1 protein-coding gene is annotated in these 541 nt (G+C 47.1%); it reads left to right on the plus strand.

Going from position 1 to position 541, the window contains the following annotated elements:
* Nucleotides 1–200: 200 nt before the first annotated feature.
* On the plus strand, nucleotides 201–541 hold a 341-nt coding region (locus tag BUQ68_RS22625; protein WP_139315314.1), incomplete at its 3' end, for a DUF620 domain-containing protein.

Below are 541 nucleotides of genomic sequence, written 5' to 3' on the forward strand. Positions count from 1 at the left end.
CAAAGTTCATGCTGGTTGCAATGGGAAGCTAGTGTGGAGGCATACACCGTGGCTTGGTGCACACACGGCAAAGGGCCCGGTTAGGCCTTTGCGCCGTGCTCTTCAGGTCAAAATGCTTGCAAATTTTTATGCTTTTGAAGTGTTTAATGCTTAGGCTTTTGGCATAGTGGTTTGAGCTGTTGTGGTTTGTGTTTTTGAGCATGCAGGGACTTGATCCAAGAACTACTGCTGCTATGTTTGCCAAAGCGATTTGCATTGGAGAGTGGTTTGAGCTGTTGTGGTTTGTGTTTTTGAGCATGCAGGGACTTGATCCAAGAACTACTGCTGCTATGTTTGCCAAAGCGATTTGCATTGGAGAGAAGAATATCAATGGGGAAGACTGCTTCATTCTGAAGCTCGCTGCAGACCACCAGACACTGAAGGCCAGGAGTGAAGGACCGGCGGAGATCATAAGGCATGTCCTGTTTGGTTACTTCAGTCAGAAGACGGGTCTTCTTGTTCACATGGAGGATTCACATCTCACCCGTATTCAATCTAATGG

This window comes from Mongoliimonas terrestris (assembly GCF_001927285.1).
In the GTDB taxonomy this organism is placed as follows: Bacteria; Pseudomonadota; Alphaproteobacteria; order Rhizobiales; family Pleomorphomonadaceae; genus Chthonobacter; species Chthonobacter terrestris.